The 15,133-nt window shown below is 54.0% G+C and carries 13 protein-coding genes; 1 reads left to right on the top strand and 12 read right to left on the bottom strand.

The window, feature by feature from the left end; translation table 11 throughout:
- Nucleotides 1-90: 90 nt before the first annotated feature.
- From traA to traL, 7 genes are all read right to left on the bottom strand, one after another.
- A complete protein-coding gene (gene traA / locus VXJ35_RS23320) occupies nucleotides 91-402 on the bottom strand; it encodes a TraA family conjugative transfer protein (RefSeq protein ID WP_231879341.1) in 312 nt (103 codons plus the stop codon).
- Nucleotides 403-515: 113 nt separating this feature from the next.
- Nucleotides 516-1,070 carry a TraV family lipoprotein gene (locus VXJ35_RS23325; protein WP_082881147.1) on the bottom strand — a complete coding sequence of 185 codons (555 nt, stop codon included), beginning with the start codon at nucleotides 1,068-1,070 and terminating at the stop codon, nucleotides 516-518.
- 10 nt (nucleotides 1,071-1,080) lie between these two features.
- Nucleotides 1,081-1,860: a DsbC family protein gene (locus tag VXJ35_RS23330; RefSeq protein ID WP_082409676.1), complete on the bottom strand. Its 780-nt coding sequence runs from the start codon at nucleotides 1,858-1,860 to the stop codon at nucleotides 1,081-1,083.
- Nucleotides 1,861-1,863: 3 nt separating this feature from the next.
- On the bottom strand, nucleotides 1,864-3,192 hold the full coding sequence (locus VXJ35_RS23335; RefSeq protein WP_064023757.1) for a TraB/VirB10 family protein: 1,329 nt from the start codon (nucleotides 3,190-3,192) through the stop codon (nucleotides 1,864-1,866).
- A gap of 9 nt (nucleotides 3,193-3,201) precedes the next feature.
- Entirely contained in the window at nucleotides 3,202-4,080 is an 879-nt protein-coding gene (locus VXJ35_RS23340; RefSeq protein ID WP_082881135.1) for a type-F conjugative transfer system secretin TraK, read from the bottom strand.
- The gene (locus VXJ35_RS23345; RefSeq protein WP_054759565.1) at nucleotides 4,067-4,684 is read right to left on the bottom strand and encodes a TraE/TraK family type IV conjugative transfer system protein; all 618 of its coding nucleotides are present in this window, start codon (nucleotides 4,682-4,684) and stop codon (nucleotides 4,067-4,069) included. Before VXJ35_RS23345 ends, VXJ35_RS23340 begins: the two co-directional genes overlap by 14 nt.
- Entirely contained in the window at nucleotides 4,681-4,962 is a 282-nt protein-coding gene (gene traL, locus VXJ35_RS23350; RefSeq protein ID WP_054759564.1) for a type IV conjugative transfer system protein TraL, read from the bottom strand. The genes VXJ35_RS23345 and traL overlap by 4 nt, the downstream gene beginning before the upstream one ends.
- A 256-nt stretch (nucleotides 4,963-5,218) precedes the next feature.
- Here traL and VXJ35_RS23355 point away from each other — a divergent pair, with 256 nt between their 5' ends.
- Entirely contained in the window at nucleotides 5,219-5,842 is a 624-nt protein-coding gene (locus tag VXJ35_RS23355; protein WP_064023758.1) for a hypothetical protein, read from the top strand.
- Nucleotides 5,843-6,063: 221 nt separating this feature from the next.
- Here the strand turns inward: VXJ35_RS23355 and VXJ35_RS23360 are convergent, their stop codons facing one another.
- The 5 genes from VXJ35_RS23360 to VXJ35_RS23380 form a co-directional block, all read right to left on the bottom strand.
- A complete protein-coding gene (locus tag VXJ35_RS23360) occupies nucleotides 6,064-6,675 on the bottom strand; it encodes a hypothetical protein (protein WP_064023759.1) in 612 nt (203 codons plus the stop codon).
- Nucleotides 6,662-7,168 carry an exosortase family protein XrtM gene (gene xrtM, locus VXJ35_RS23365; protein WP_064023760.1) on the bottom strand — a complete coding sequence of 169 codons (507 nt, stop codon included), beginning with the start codon at nucleotides 7,166-7,168 and terminating at the stop codon, nucleotides 6,662-6,664. The genes VXJ35_RS23360 and xrtM overlap by 14 nt, the downstream gene beginning before the upstream one ends.
- A gap of 44 nt (nucleotides 7,169-7,212) precedes the next feature.
- Nucleotides 7,213-8,769 (bottom strand): RHS repeat protein, encoded by a 1,557-nt coding sequence (locus tag VXJ35_RS23370; protein ID WP_064023761.1) that lies wholly within the window; start codon nucleotides 8,767-8,769, stop codon nucleotides 7,213-7,215.
- A gap of 149 nt (nucleotides 8,770-8,918) precedes the next feature.
- On the bottom strand, nucleotides 8,919-9,401 hold the full coding sequence (locus tag VXJ35_RS23375; RefSeq protein ID WP_157198346.1) for a hypothetical protein: 483 nt from the start codon (nucleotides 9,399-9,401) through the stop codon (nucleotides 8,919-8,921).
- 9 nt (nucleotides 9,402-9,410) lie between these two features.
- The gene (locus tag VXJ35_RS23380) at nucleotides 9,411-15,131 is read right to left on the bottom strand and encodes an RHS repeat-associated core domain-containing protein (RefSeq protein WP_082881136.1); all 5,721 of its coding nucleotides are present in this window, start codon (nucleotides 15,129-15,131) and stop codon (nucleotides 9,411-9,413) included.
- Nucleotides 15,132-15,133: the final 2 nt, after the last annotated feature.

Raw genomic sequence — 15,133 nt, forward strand, 5'->3', positions numbered from 1 at the left:
GACCTCGTTATCCAAGGTGTGATCACAATCACTTAAAGGATTGCAATTCCAAACCCAGATCACGGTCTATCGATTACGGAATCGATAGGATTACCACGTCGCGGTAACGACGGCGTTGATGATGCCAGGGGCGGTAAACAAACCCAGACCGGCGGCGACACCGACCGCAAAACCCATCAGGGAATTGCGCAATACGCCGGCAATCAGCCCGACGACGATAAACGCCGCCGCAATCAATTTGCCCAACGATCCTTGCATCCAGTTGGTCAACAAGGTGTACACGGCGTTGAATTCGGTACTACCGGTACCGGCAAACGATTCGGAGGAAAACAGAAACATTCCCGCCACGGCGACAAGGGCGACCAACAATTTGATCTTTACCAGATTTTTCATTTGTTTCATGGTTATACCTTTCAGAAAAGTGAGTAAATAGGCGTTAAACCCAAATCTCGGGCGCGGCAACGCCCGGTTGGCGACCTAACGCCTAACTCACCGCCTGGTGGTTTATTCGATTGCTAAAACGGCGATTTTGCTTTTAACAGCGACTCGAATCCTTCCGGCATTTTGCCACCACCTCCCCCCATTTTTTTACCGTCCACCAGTCCATCGAGATCGAATTTATCCTTTTTGGGCGGTTCACGTTGTTCCACTTGCAGGGCGCGCAATTGCGGATTTTGCGTTACGGATTTCTTGCCGATCATCCAACGTCTCGGCTCTATCTCGGTAAACACATAACCGGATACGTTCAAGTCGCCGTCTTTGTCCTCCCAGGGCGCGATCCAGATTCTCATGACTTCGGATGGCGTGCGTATCGGGGTGGGATCCTCGATATGCGGCATTGGCGATTGTTCCCGGCCACTGCCGGTCAGGGTCACTGGTTGCGGCTTGGTCGCTTCGCTGGGTGCAGTTCCCTCACCGGCAGGCAACGCATTATCGGTCACTTGATAGGCGCGTTCGGCGGAAATACAAATCGGATCATCCGGCATCCCTTTACAACCATACGAATCCGGAATCAGCGTACAAGCACCGAGTAGCGGTACCAACACGATCAACAAAACTGATCTGAACATGCGTTTCACCTTATTGTTTTGCAGTTGAGACGCTTTGAGTGCTATTCAGCCAACCGGCTAAATCGTCCGGGGCGCCTTTGTGGGTACGACCGTCCTGGGCAATAACAAACGGCACCGCGGTCAATCCCAAGATGGCGGAAGTAATCACCGCTTTCTGCATGGGCTCCTTGTCGCAGTTGCCTGGAAGCTGTTCCGGCAACCCAGCGTAGTCCTGATTGAGTAGTGCGGTCGTCGCCTTTTCCTTGTCCTTGGTTTGGAGCAGGCATTCGATTTTGTTGACCAGAATCGTCGACTCCTGTCCCAATACCGCGATCGGGATAATCTTGAAGGTGTAACGATCGGCGAGTGCCGGTAGCTGCTGCTGCAACTTTTTGCAGTAGCGGCATTGCGGATCGACGAATACCACAACAGAGGTTTTGCCCTTGCCCACCAGCACCGGGCCGAGTTCGTCGATGTTGAGTTTCATGTCGGCTAGCGGAATCCGATTCATCACGGAATCGACTTGTTCGATCCGGGTAATCGGTGTTTTCGACCAGGTATCCATTAATTGGCCCTTGAAGGCAAATCGGCCGTTGCGGGATATGAAGTAGGTCTCGCCGCCCGCCTCTACCATATTGAAGCCATCGATCGGCAAGGCCTTCATCGCGTTAATGGCCCCTTTCGCAAACAATGCGGCCTCGGTCGGTGTCGAGACTTCAGGACTTGCCACGGGTGGCTGACCGGCGACAGCCAGACTGGACACCACTAAGAGGAAAATTGCAGGGAGTAATTTCATGGGGTCTCCATTCATTGATTAACTTTTTTCAAGCAACCGCAACTTGGTGCCGCGTTGCACGACTAAATTGATCTTGCGGGTCACATCGATCTCGATCACCGGGAACAGGTTCTCCGCATAATCGATGTAATAATTTGCCAAGCGCTCCATGGCGTACCCGGTTCCCCGTAAGGCCCCTCCCTCTATCGAATCCTGGCTAAAGGAGCGTTGAAACGGGGTTGTGGCCACGCCAGCGGGTCCGGCCAACGCCAGCACCTGGGTTTGCGTTCGACCAAACATATCCGAGAATCCGCGCAGAAAGCCGGCCAACAGTGCATTGCGCAGTAAAGCGCCTTGTTTGCTGACGAAGCGTCCGCGAATACCAACCTTGCCGTCTTCGCCCACCGCATACGCATCCAAGGGCACTTCGATAACACCGCCATCCTGGCGTACACAGGAAATGGATTCCGCCCGAATGTAGGCGCGTTCCGAACTCAAGTCGCCGAATCCGGAGCTGACCACAAAACATTCTTTGACGTCAGCCGTATACCGATTCGGCAGGATGGCGTCGGCTTTTAAGCGCACTAACACCGGAAATGGGTTTTTCTGTGCACTACTCCCGGTTGGAGCGTCCATACCGTTCAACAGGTTGCCCGATAAAATACTGCCTGCCGGGATGAGGACGCTTTCTTGTTCGGCTTTTTTGGTCTCCGCGACTTCGACCTTTTTCTTGGTTTCAGGATCGGTGCTGGCAGCTTGCTTGATCACTCGGATTTGCAGAGCATTTCGCTCCGAGTCCCGCGCCGGGTTCGATGCAATCGGATCAACAGGCATCGCCGCCGGGTCTTGATAGGCCCGCGGATTAAACAAATTGTCGGCGTTGGTGACTCGCTCCTTGGCTTGGTGAGACTTTGCGCCGGCATCGGGAGGCAACACTGTCTGAGCCCCCGAAGGTTCCGCTTTGTTTTCGGTTTTCAAGCGATCGATTTCCGCTTTCAGCGCTTCGATTTGTGTTTGAGCGGTTTGACCAGTTTGATCGGCCAATTGTTTGATCCGTTGCTGATCTGACGCTTGATATTGATTATTTTGGGCGACTACGCCGTCTAGCAGCGAGCGTATTGCATGTTGATCCTCCTGGAGTTTGCGAATTTGTGCCCCAAGACCGTCGATTCCTAAAGACCTGGGATCTGCATCGGTGAAAATATGCCGAGCAACGTCCTTTTTCGAGGCATTTTGTACCGGCGGCGGGGCGTCGCCCAACATCAAACTGATTGCCACCATCAGCGTTGCAACAATCGTAGTGACGACAATTACTCGTTGATAAGAAGGATTGAGCGCGTCCCATTTTTCAAGTAGCGTGTTCTTCATAATCCGCCCTTATCGCAAGACCGACGGTCTGATCTGTTCTTCGGCTAGGCCTCGTTGCTTCACTATCACAAACAACTCGGTCGATTGTCCGGGTTCCAGCCACACATCCGGCCAGGCCGCCACCGCCACAATGTCGCTAAGCCCGGTTCCCTGACCAATACAAGAACGCTCGTCGAGTTCGATGCGCTGAGGGGTGGTATTGACCGTTTTTGCAATTAAGATCGTCGTATTGCGTCCATCAAAGGCTTGGCCGACGGTAGTTTGAATGCCCTGCTGGTCGCAATAAACGGTTTCGTTCGCCGATACCGGGCGGCCACTGAATCCATTGGGACTTTGCATTAACGCCAGTTCTCTCAGGGTGGCTTTCAGTTGCGCGACATGCTCTTGTTGAACCGTATCGTCGACGTTACCGCTTTTTTTGGCTGCCGGTTGCGTCTGAGTCAGGCGAGAATATTCGACGCCGGCGAGTTCAAGCCGAATCTCACGGGGCGGAATCAGTTTCGGCGCCAGCGTCAGCGATATGGCAAGCGATTCGTTCTCGCCCGGCGTTATGTATAGAGTGACCGGATCTTCGCTATTGCTGGCGACATAGACCACATTGCCCTCCACTTGCGTTTCGGCGCGACTGACCGTTCTGACGCGAGGACTGGGAAACGGCGTCACAATTCGATTCAGATGGTTTTGCGCCACCGTGATAATCTCATTGATCCCGGCCGAGACTTTGATGGTTTGCGGGGCGATGCCGCCGGCGGGCGCCGTTTCCGCGGATTGAACGGTTTTCAATACATCGGCTGGAACCGCTAACAAGTCTAACGACTGAGGTTCGGCGACGGCACAGCAAGCTACCCCAAACAGGCCAATCATTAACGCGCATTTACGGATTTGCATGTGTGGACGCCTCCATTTGCTTTTGCATTTCTAAAAACTCTTTGGTTTTCGGTTCCCCTTGATAGACGTTGAGGTCGCTCACCACCGGGTTGTAGTTAACAATCGCGATTTGAAACTCGTAGGTGCGAAAGGATGATTCGGGTTTATCGTTTGGACCTTTGGTTATGAGCTGGCCAGTCACGAACACTTTGTTGGTTTCTTGTTCGAAATACACTTGATTCGGCGTAAAAGAAGTCGATATTTTGTCAATCTTCAAAGCACTGATCTGATCGTTCATTGCATTGATTATTTCGCGATGGATCTCCGATGACAGTAATGGGGATATTGCGTTGCCTACGAAATCCAGTGTGTTGGGGGTTACGTTGCCAAGTAATTGCGCTAGAAATAGACCCCACGCTTCCTTGGTTTGGGCAGACGCCTCCTGCCGGGAAATCTCGACCTTCTCAGTAAGATTGGGTGGGATCATGATCACTGTCCGTTCCGTTCGTAACGCGGCGAACGCCGTGATGACGTTGGTTGCGAGCAAACCGATCAACAAAATCCTGTGTAGGCGGTTTTCCGCTTGGACAAAACCCCACGACTGTAAAAATACACTCAGCTTCATTGGTAGTACTTCCTGATATAGGGGTTAGGGACCGATATCGCGTTGGTTGGGAGTAAACCGACCCAATAAGCTGCGTGTACCAAAAAGCCGTTCGGCCGGTTATCGGTGAATCGGCGGATGAACTTGATCACGAAGTACGATGCGATCAAGCAATACAACAGATGATCGATGAAGATGCCAAGCAACATCATGGCCACCACAATGACCAAGTCGTGGGCGGTCCAAATCAACAGAATAGGTGGATCATCGATAAAGCGGGGGATCTTGGTAGGTTCCATGCTAGCCTCCTGTGTTGGTGGCTATTGTGCACAAAACGCAAATTAAAACCCGCTGGCTAAATGCTTTTAAAATGCACTTTGCCAGCGGGTTTGAGGATCAGGCTTGTGATAAACAGGTTTTTTGTTTGAAGAGGTCGCCCATGATTTTAAGCACTCCCTCCACCTGTAAGGTCATACCATCTTTATTTTGCCAAAGTCAACGGCACCAGAGACAATAATGCTAGAGTAGCGGAAATTTGGACGGGGAAAATTGGCAATGGCGGAATGGGGTCGAAAAGATGCCGAGATGGCAATTGCTTTGAAACGCGCCGAGTTAAATCGCGCGTTGAGCTATAAAGTCAATTATGACGCCGAGGGACATAACATCTGCCTAGCGCTAATACGTTTCAAAGACAATACCATAGATGTGCTTACAGCATATTCTAATGACAGCGCAATGCCAGAATCGATCAGGCTCGGATTGAACTTGATACCGAATTTGTATGCTTTCATGCCGAAAACAGAGTTTTTTGGCTGCGATGGAATGGCGCAGTTCCATACCGAACCGAAGCTGCTCAATTATCTCTTTGCAACTCCCGGCATCCGCCAGAATGCATTTAGCGGTAATCTCCCTATAAACACTTTCTATAAATCGGTTCTCGAAAGTCAGCGCGAACGAGCTATTTGGCATTCGCAACACGTAAAGCGCCCTGACGACCTCGCTTCTGTCACCTTAGTAACGGAGATCAATTGTTGTTCGACTTGCACGGAATACTCAATCAACCGATTTCGGAATCGATTTCCCAACATTCCACTTCTTGTTATTGAACTTGGTAAGGAAGTGGGTAAAAAGCTACCGGTCCAATTCGAGAAAATATCGATCTCAATCACGCCAAAATGATTCGGAGTGTTAATTCCGATATCTTTGGAAAAAATGGCTTTTTGCATTCTAGGCTAGGAATTTCGCTAAAGGGAACCTCCGGGTAATGGAATTCAATGACGGCTTTCGACCGATCAATCTGAATAGCTGGCAGTCACAAGGCGACCCAAACCGGTCAGTCGGATTTTTTTACGAATGGATTTACTCAAACCCAAGCAGTTAAAAGCGGACGTTCCGAGCGATCATTTTCGAAGAAATATTCGCTGTAACTGAACACACAACCAAGCGGCAACAATCGCTAACAGCCAACGCCCACCCACTTCGCAAAACACCATCCAATCAAGAAACAAGGGTACAGGCCGAGGATTTTGACCTGCAACGGCAATATCTTGAAAGGAGATTTCCAATTTGCCTAACAATTGCGCCGGCAACGTCGCCATGACGACCAGAACCGCCGTCAACAAACCCAAACCGATCAATAGCAATCGCTGCTGCCAGCACTGCACCGGCCAAGCCAACAGAATAACCCCTTCAATAACCAATGGGACAAAGCTATGAATCAAATGAGCCGATGACTTCAATTCGGTCTGCGGTGGAATGAAATGATTGGAGTTCAAATAAATAGGCTGCAGCACCCAGGCAGATAATTCAATCGAATAATCCAGTTGGGATTGCAGCGATTTCACCAATTTTAAGCTGGGTGACAAATCAGGCGCCATCGAGATCATGACAGCCTTAATCAAAGGAAACAGTCCTTTTGCCAGCCACTCCCCAAGATAAAAAACCAAGCATGACAACGCGAGCCAAGCCAGCAAACTTTTCAAGGTTAGAAAAATTAAATCACGCCGGCTCATGAAGTTGACTTGTCGATACGAATGCCCACCAGGCGAAATAGAGGCAACCAACAATCACCATCAGTGTCGGTGCTACATAGATGTGAAGCAGTTGCAGCCAATCAGGATGATAGGCGATAACAAAATACAGAACGCAGATACGTAATAAATTGATGCTGTAAATCAAACTGATGCCAAGTCCCAAGCCGATCAGCTTCCTGCCGAATTTCGCAGGGAAAACCACAATGGCCGAAACTATCAAAAACAACACCCCGGCACCATCGCACCCGCGCACGATTTCCAGGTCCGCTTTGGCGGAAATGAGATGATTCTGCGTTGCCGCAACCTGTTCCAATGGAGCCACCAGATTGACTAAATCGGCGCAAATACTCACAACCCCATGATAATAGAGCACTTGGCTGAACAGGTTGAATGGGATATTAAAATAAGCCGCGTTGAGCAGCAGGTAACAGCCGATAAATAGAATACACTGTAGCCAGCCATACTTTTTCATAACAAAACCGTGTTGTTACACATTTTCCTAGAGAACCTTGTTATTCACGCGAACGATGCGCCTAGCGGCTGCATCCTATCAGCGCACGTTATCGCGTTGATGGTGGTCAGACTGCCGTTGTCGTCGTAGCCGTAGCTTTCATACACGGTACCGGTGGTGCTGCCGGTACGGATGTCTTTCAGGCGGTTGCCGGCATCGACATTGTAATATTTGGTGGCGCCGGCTTTGGTGTAGGTTTTGCGGTTGCCGACTTTGTCGTAGCTGAAAGCCTCGTCGTTGGCGGTGCCGGGGTAGTCGGCGGTCAATAGCCGATATTCCGGGTCGTAGCTATAGCCGGTGATACCCGTCGGCTGGCCGGTGCCGCCGGCTTCGGTTTGGGTCAGGACGTTGCCGATGCGGTCCCTTGTGTAGCCGGTGTTGTTGACCAACTGGCCGGTAATCGTGGTGTTTTTTAATTGCGTCAGCCGGCCGGCTGCGTCCCAACCGTAATTAGTGATGGCACCATTGCTGAGGATGCGATCGATGAGCCGGCCCGCGCCGTCGTAATGGTAGCTGACTTGCAGGTAGTTGGGGTTGGTCTCGGCCACCAAGCGGTTGGCGTTGTCGTACTGGTAATCGGTGACGTCGCCCTGGTAATCGGTCTTGGTGTCGATATTGCCGGCCGGGTCGTAGGCCCAGCTCAGGGTTTTGCCGGCACGGCTGTCGGTTTTGCTTTTCAACCGATGTTTGGCGTCGTAGGCGTAGGTATACGTGACGTCGCCGTTTTGGGTCTGGATCAGGTCGCCGAAGCCGTCGTAGCTGAACGTGTCCTGGCTGGTGTCGGCTAGGTGGTCGGTTTGGGTGAGGCGGTTCAGGCGGTCGTAAGCCGTTTTGGCGATCTGGCCCAGGGCGTTTTCCACCGCGACCGTGCGGCCGGCGGTGTCGTAGTAATACGTCGTGCGCTGGCCGGCAGGGTCTTGTTCGGCGCTGGATAGGCCGGTGTAGTGCAACTGATACAGCCCGGTCGTGTTGTTGTCGCGCGGTGCGGTTTGCTGGGTCACCCGGTTGCGGTCGTCGTAGGCGTTGCTGACGATGACGGCGTTCACCGGATCGGTGACCGTGAGGATTTGGTGGCTGGCGTCGTAGCCGTATTGCCAGAGTTTGTTCTCCGGGTCGCGGAATTGGGTTAGGTCGTTGCCGGTGTAGCTGTAGGTCACGGCCCGGCCCTGGTTGTCGGCCACCTGAGTGAGTTTGCCGGCGGTGTAGCTCAGGGTCAGGGTGCGGTTGTAGGCATCCTTGACCTGGGTCAGCAGGTCGCCGGTGTAGGTAAAGCTTAAGGCATTGCCGTCGATGTCGGTCAGGCTTTGGATGCGGCGGTTGGCGTCGAAGGCCAACACGGTGCCGAAACGTTCGCTGAGTTTATAGGTGCCGTTGGCGTTTTTGATCAGCTGGGTCGTCACGCCGGGCGGGGCCACGAAGCTGCCGTCGGGCAGTTGCCGGTAGCTCAAGACCCGGTCGCCCAGTTGGATGGCGATGGACTTGTCCTGCAACTGGTCGGTGGCCCATTGTGCCACCAGCGCGCCCACCACCCAGTCTTTCAGGGCCGGTTGGGTCGGCGACATCAGGAGCGTTATCGAATTGTTAAAGAGCTGGGGATAAAGCCATCTACTTCAAAGCATGCGGTTCATACCTCACTGCACGCTACGGGTTGTTGTAGCGAAAAGCCAGCCTATGGACAATTTTCATTCATACAATAAATTTCTATTGCCTTTCATGACCACGGCTCATACTTTTGGATATTTGATAGTTCTTGATCATCATCAAAGATTAAGAATACATCCAAATACGGGAAATCATTTTCCACAAGAAATTTGTATGTGGTTTTTTTTATGAAAAGTTTTGGCTTAAACAAATATTTTAGTTTTAGCGCTGGATTTTTATAAAAAACATTTCCATCTGATATTATTTTTAAAATTGCCAAAATAGCTCTGGTACTTAAAACCTTGGCCTGAAACCCTAAGGCGTTTTTAATGTACAAACCGACATAGGAATCTTTCGATATAAATATGTTTACTGAAGCTGCTAAAGCATTATCCGCGTCAAAATCAAAATCATATTTGATATGGTAATCATCATTTGGATCAAGTGGATCGACACCAGAAACCTCCCTTATGCGCATTTTTACATGCTGAAATTTCTGGTCTTGGAACCAACTTTCCATGGCACACCGTTTTTCATCAACTGCATTTAACATGCGAATTTATTATTTAGCACTAGAACTAAAGGTTACGCCGACCGCCGAGACACCAGAAATTACTCCATCCCTAACTGGATTTGCACCAGCTGTTGCAGTTATTCCAGGCACGTCGAAATGAGCTTTACCAATTCGAAGACTCAACACATCCGCATCTACCGCGCGGTTATACGTCCAACCAAAACGAGTGGCTCCTGTATTTAGTAAACCTGCTGTTTCTGAGTATCCATATTGCACAGCTTTTTGTCCGCCACGTCCTAGTAATGCTCCAGTTGGCGCCAGTGTCGAGAGTCCGGCTCCAACGAGAGCCGAAACACCGACACTTCCCCAATTGACTTCGGAAAATTGACCGCCGTTACTGTACAGTTGAACCCCAAGATCAATGCCCCCACTAACAACTGCACCGACACCAGCAGCAATACACCAAGGGCATAACCCATCTGGATCGACCGCCATAATGGGATTCCCCCCGACATAGGCATACAGGTTGAGCCCGCCGTTATGCCCAATCGGGTCTTCCGAGATAAACCGTCCAAGATTCGCATCGTAATACCGCGCCCGCATGTAGTAAAGGTTGTTCCCCTCGGCCAGGATACCCACCTGTCCGGCGTATTGGAACGGCTGGGCGATGGCTTCGGTTTTGGCCATCAGCTTGCCATACGGATCGTAGGCATAGGTATTTTGGGTTTGCTGGCTGGCGTTGCTAATGGCGACCGTATGCCCGGTGCCGTCGAAGTGGTAGACGTAAAGTTGGCCGGTGGCGGCGTCGACCATCGCGGTCAGGCCTTTACCGTAGATGTAGTATTTGCTGATGACGTTGCTGTTGTTGGCTTCGGCCAGCAGGTTGCCGGCGGCGTCGTAAATGTACTTAGTGACTTGTCCGTTTCTGGTGGCTTTGATGCGATTGCCGATGCCGTCGTAGACGTAGCTTTGGTTGCCCTGGCTGATCAGGCGGTGGGCGTAGTCGTAGGCGTAGTTGGTGGTGCCCTGGGTCTTGAGCTGGCCTTCTTGATCGTAAGTCAGCGCGGTGCTGTTTTGCTGGGTCAGTCGGTTTTTGGTGGTGTTGTACGTGTAACTTTGGCTGTTGTTGATCAGTTGTTCGGGTAACTTGGCTTCGTTGACCACGGCTTGGGTGCGGTTGCCGTTGGCGTCCAGGGTGTAGGCATAACTGGCTAGGGTGGCGTTGCCGCTGGTCTTGTGGCTCAGACTGGTCAGCCTATCGGCGTTGTCGTAGCCGTATTGGGTTTGGCTGGCGTTGAAGCGACTGGCCTGGGTCAGCCGGCCGGCTGCATCATAGGTATAGCTTTCGGTTTTGTTCAGCCAGTTGATCGTGACGCTTTTTAGTCGGTTTAAGGCGTCGTAGCCATATCCGACGGTCTTGTTTCCGGGATAGGTCAGTTGGGTCAGGTTACCGGCGGCGTCGTATTGGTAGCTGACTTGGAAGCCGTTCGGGTCGGTGGTACCGGTCAGCCGGCCTGCGGCATCGTAACTGTTGCTGGTGGTGCCGGTCGAGTCGGTCATCGTGGTTAAACGATCCAGGTTGTCGTAGTCGAAGTTGACGGTCTGGTTGCCGGGGTAGGTAATCTGGTTGAGCTTGCCGCTGGCGGTGTAGCTGCTGCTGACGGTATGGCCGTTGCGGTCGGTGTGGCTGACGGGGCGGCCGGCGTTGTCGTAGGTCGAGCTGTTGATCTTGCCGAGGGGATCGGTGCGGGTCAGCAGCAGGCCGCGCTTGTCGTATTGGAACTGGGTCACGGCGCCGGCCTGGTCGGTGAGGCTGGTCAGGCGGCCGATGCCGTCGTATTGGGTCGTGACCGCTGGATGGGCGGCGGTCTTGGCGGTGGCCGGGTGGCCGTTGGCGTCGTAGGTGTATTGGGTGGTGGTGTTACGCGCGTCGGTTTGGCTTTGGACCAGACCGGCGACGGTGTAGGCCGTGGCGGTTTGCTGGTTCAGGGCATTGCGGGCGGCCACCGGGTGGTGTTCGGCGTCGTAGTCGATCTGGCGGGCGTGGTTCAGCGCGTCGTTGACTTGGGTTAGCCGCAAGTTACCGTCGTAGCCGAACGTGGTGGCCTGATTCAGGGCGTTGAGGCTTTGCGTGGGGTTGTGGTTGGCGTCGTAGCTGATTTGGGTCGCGTGGCCCAAAGCATCGGTGGTTTGGATAACATGGCCCTGGCCGTCGTATTGGGTTTGGCTTTTTTGGCCCAGGGCATTTTCCACCGCCACGGTGCGACCGGTAGTGTCGTAATAATAGGTGGTGCGGTGGCCGGCCGGGTCTTCATCGGATGACGACAGGCCGGTGTAATGCAGTTTGTACAAGGCGCTGCCGGTTTCGCGGGGCGCGGTTTGCTGGGTCACCCGGTTGTGATCGTCGTAGGCGTTGCTGACGATGACGGCGTTCACCGGATCGGTGACCGTGAGGATTTGGTGGCTGGCGTCGTAGCCGTATTGCCAGAGTTTGTTCTCCGGGTCGCGGAATTGGGTTAGGTCGTTGCCGGTGTAGCTGTAGGTCACGGCCCGGCCCTGGTTGTCGGCCACCTGAGTGAGTTTGCCGGCGGTGTAGCTCAGGGTCAGGGTGCGGTTGTAGGCATCCTTGACCTGGGTCAGCAGGTCGCCGGTGTAGGTAAAGCTTAAGGCATTGCCGTCGATGTCGGTCAGGCTTTGGATGCGGCGGTTGGCGTCGAAGGCCAACACCGTGCCGAAGCGTTCGCTCAGTTTGTAGGTGCCGTTGGCGTTTTTGATCAGTTGGGTGGTAACACCTGGCGGGGCGACGAAGCTGCCGTCGGGCAATTGCCGGTAGCTCAAGGCCCGGTCACCCAGTTGGACGCTGACGGCTTTGTCCTGCAACTGGTCGGTGGCCCATTGCGCCACCAGCGCGCCGACGGTCCATTCCTTCAGGGAAGGCTGGGTCGGAGACATCAGGTCGCGGCTGACATATGCCGCCACGATCAACGCGGCGGCGTCCTGCGGGCTGCGTAGGCCGAGGGCGGTTTTGACGTCGCTGTGCTGGTTCAAGCGAATGTGGTAGCCGTGATTCCAACCCTTACCCAGCCCGGCCGAATCCTGATTGACCTGCTGGCTGTTGTAGCTGCGAGCGAAGCTCAAGCCGCGCGGGCCGTTGCCGCCCAGGCTGAGATCGACGGCCTGATTTAGGTAGGCGCCGCTGCCTAGATCGACCGGGTCGGCGCCCTTGGGGGTGGCGACGTTGCCGGCGGGCAGTTGTAGCGGCGTGTAATAGCTTTGCGCCGCCGGCGTATTCACCGAGCCCAGGAAAGAGCCATAGCCACCGTTCAGGCCACCGCCAATCATCATACCCTGGCTGCGTTGGTTGCCGTTGACCCGGTAATCGATGTAACCGTTGCCGTGCCAGCTGTTGAGGGTGACTTGGCCGTTTTGCGGCAGAATCAGCGTGGCGCCGGCGTTGATCCGAGCCAGTAATTGCGTGTAGTCGTCATTACCTGGATTGTTGGACGAGTAACCGCTTAACTGCCCCCAGACACTGGCAAAATTGCCGCTGTTAGCCAAAAAGAACTTTTGACCGCTTTGATTGTTGAGGTGGAAAATTTTGACGGTGGACATTGCCGGCTGGCTGGCGCCTTGCAATTGCTCCAGAACCGCGTGTTCCATGGCGCTGGCGATCAAGCCCGAACTCTGGAAGGTGCCTTCGCCGGCAGTCGCGCTCTGCGGTAGCGTGGACACGAACTGGGCTCTGACATCGACGAAATAACCGTCTTCCTGACCGACGATACCGAAGCGGTGATGGCGGATGGCGCGGTTATCGCTCAAGGTGTTCAGCAGATCGTCGGCCAGTTGAGTTTGTTGCATCCAGCTTTGGCCGAAGATGTTCAAGGTTTCGCTGACCACTTCGCGGGAGGTGTTGGCCGCGCCTTGCCCGGTCAGTTGGTCCAGATAGCGTTGGCGTTCGCTCAATAGGCTGCTGTCATGGTCGCCGCCAAAGGCCGAGGCCAGTACGTAAGACCCGGTACGCTTGAGTGTGAAGACAGCACATTGGTCGCCGTATTTGGCGCCGGTAAAGCAGGGATTGCTGACCGAGGCGCTGTAGGGATGGTCTATGCTCAAGGTGAGGCTTGTCAAATTACCGGAGGGAGTGCCTTCCGATAGCAACAGGGTATCGTCCAGATAGAGTTGGGCCACCGGCGTGCTTTGCACCGCGCCGGTCAAGGCCACGGTTTGGGTGCCGATGGTGCTGCCCTGGTAGCTGAACGTGAGGGTCAAGGTAGCGTTTTTACGCCCGGCCGTCTGGCCGATGCCGGTGAATTTGACTTTTACCGGAACGCTGCCGTTATTAGCGGGGATGTTCTGGGTGCCGCTGCCGGACACGAATTGAAACGCGCTGGCATTCGTGCCGCTGATCGTGCTGGTGACCTGGATCACGACACTGTTGGGGTTGCCGGGATTCCAGGTAAAGGTCGGGCCATCCTGGCCGGGACTAACGGTGCCGAAATCCACAGCTCCAGCCGGCGGCGGATCGATAGGCGTACTGTCTCCGACATAACTGATGCTGAGTTTTTTGCCGGCAATTTGTGGAATATTCAACGTAGTGTCGATCGCGCCGTGTTGCAGACGCACGGTATGAATGTAACCGGCGGGAATTTCGGCCCAGGCGGTTTGCGTCGGTGTACCGGCGAACGGCAAGCCAGCCGGCAAACTGCTGCTTTGGTCAGGGACGATGTTCAAGCCGCCGATGATGTCGCGCACATAGGCGTTGGGATAATTTTGCTTGAGTTGACTAACCAACTGTGTGGTCAAATCGTTCAGTTCGGCATTCAGATTGCCGCTATTCAGGTTTTGGATCGAATCAGTACCCAGCAAGCCGCCGGCCGCACTTAACAAAGCAGTTTTGTCGTAACCCATTGCGGTAGCCAGATTGATGCCGCCCTGTTTGTCGCTGGATTTAAAGGCCGGGTCCAGTGCTATGTTGGCGCTGTTGATGTTAGCTACCACCCAGACCCGATCCATCGCGACATAGGCGTTGCTGCCGGTGTAGACGGTGGCGGGAATGCCGCCCGAGCCGATGATATTGCCGATACGACTGGCATCGGCATCGGTACCCAGCCAGTGCGCCATGTCATTATTATTGGCTGCTGAAAGGGGAATGCTCATGCTTCCGTATTGGTAATTCGCGGTGTAACCTGCTGCCCGCAGCAATTCCACCAGCACGGCGGCCTGGTCGAAGTCGTTGCCGCTGCGTTCTTTCAAGGTCAGATAAGGGCCTTTCAAGGCGCCGTAATACGGGACGTAAGTAAAATGGTTGCGGACGAACTGGTAAATGCGGCGCGGATCGTTTTCCAACGCGGCCGCTAGTTGGCTAAACTCGGTGGCGGCAGGCACCAGCGCGGCTGCGGCCACGGTTTCCGTAGCGGCCAAAATTGCCGAGGCTTTGGCTGCGGCAGTAGTCGCTGGCCGGCTTTGCTTCGCTGCTTGCTGGTCGCGCTGCTGTGTCAGCGCCTGTTCGCGTTGCTCGATGATGGCCTGCGCCGCTTCCGGGGATACCGGTTCCGCAGTCTGGTTGACCCAGCCGGCAGGGGATGTTGGGGCTGGTGCCGGTACGTGTGGCTCGACGACGGCCTGCGCCACGGCAGGCAATACCCATTTCGCTGGGCCAGTGTCGGTAGGGGCCGCCATGGCCGAAACCCCAAAGCCCATCAGGCAGATCAGCAACAGACGTGTCACAACCAGGCGCACGGAAGCACCCGAATTCCTTGGCATGTTCATCA

Origin of the sequence: Methylomonas sp. DH-1 (assembly GCF_046097555.1) — a bacterium.
GTDB classification, from domain to species: Bacteria; Pseudomonadota; Gammaproteobacteria; order Methylococcales; family Methylomonadaceae; genus Methylomonas; species Methylomonas koyamae.

Excerpts from the sequence above, each read along its gene's own strand:
- VXJ35_RS23380 (WP_082881136.1), bottom strand. The coding sequence starts at position 15,131 with ATGAACATGCCAAGGAATTCGGGTGCTTCCGTGCGCCTGGTTGTGACA.
- VXJ35_RS23340 (WP_082881135.1), bottom strand. The coding sequence starts at position 4,080 with ATGCAAATCCGTAAATGCGCGTTAATGATTGGCCTGTTTGGGGTAGCT.
- VXJ35_RS23355 (WP_064023758.1), top strand. The coding sequence starts at position 5,219 with ATGGCGGAATGGGGTCGAAAAGATGCCGAGATGGCAATTGCTTTGAAA.
- VXJ35_RS23330 (WP_082409676.1), bottom strand. The coding sequence starts at position 1,860 with ATGAATGGAGACCCCATGAAATTACTCCCTGCAATTTTCCTCTTAGTG.
- VXJ35_RS23375 (WP_157198346.1), bottom strand. The coding sequence starts at position 9,401 with ATGTTAAATGCAGTTGATGAAAAACGGTGTGCCATGGAAAGTTGGTTC.
- VXJ35_RS23370 (WP_064023761.1), bottom strand. The coding sequence starts at position 8,769 with ATGTCGCCGACCCAACCGGCCCTGAAAGACTGGGTGGTGGGCGCGCTG.
- xrtM (WP_064023760.1), bottom strand. The coding sequence starts at position 7,168 with ATGAAAAAGTATGGCTGGCTACAGTGTATTCTATTTATCGGCTGTTAC.
- traA (WP_231879341.1), bottom strand. The coding sequence starts at position 402 with ATGAAACAAATGAAAAATCTGGTAAAGATCAAATTGTTGGTCGCCCTT.
- VXJ35_RS23360 (WP_064023759.1), bottom strand. The coding sequence starts at position 6,675 with ATGAGCCGGCGTGATTTAATTTTTCTAACCTTGAAAAGTTTGCTGGCT.
- VXJ35_RS23345 (WP_054759565.1), bottom strand. The coding sequence starts at position 4,684 with ATGAAGCTGAGTGTATTTTTACAGTCGTGGGGTTTTGTCCAAGCGGAA.
- VXJ35_RS23335 (WP_064023757.1), bottom strand. The coding sequence starts at position 3,192 with ATGAAGAACACGCTACTTGAAAAATGGGACGCGCTCAATCCTTCTTAT.
- traL (WP_054759564.1), bottom strand. The coding sequence starts at position 4,962 with ATGGAACCTACCAAGATCCCCCGCTTTATCGATGATCCACCTATTCTG.
- VXJ35_RS23325 (WP_082881147.1), bottom strand. The coding sequence starts at position 1,070 with ATGTTCAGATCAGTTTTGTTGATCGTGTTGGTACCGCTACTCGGTGCT.